Genomic DNA, 201 nt, shown 5'->3' on the forward strand with positions numbered 1-201 from the left:
ATGGTATTGGGTAGAGGTAATCCGCCACAACGCGCTGCATTGTGTGCAAAATGCCTACGGCTTTGTCGACCATAGTTATTACCAGCGCGTGAAAGATAGCGGCAAATGGGGTGATTGGTCACCGAATCTTTTTCAAGCCGGAGCCGACGCTAAAGCGCATGCGAATAGTGTGGCAAACCAAGCAGAGGCAAAGGCAAAAGC

General features: G+C 50.7%; 1 protein-coding gene. It reads left to right on the forward strand.

The features are described 5' to 3' along the window. Positions 1 to 201, forward strand: a 201-nt coding sequence (locus PPOP_RS24925; protein WP_006288300.1) for a pyocin knob domain-containing protein, incomplete at both ends; no start/stop codon positions are given.

Origin of the sequence: Paenibacillus popilliae ATCC 14706, assembly GCF_000315235.1 — a bacterium.
In the GTDB taxonomy this organism is placed as follows: Bacteria; Bacillota; Bacilli; order Paenibacillales; family Paenibacillaceae; genus Paenibacillus_B; species Paenibacillus_B popilliae.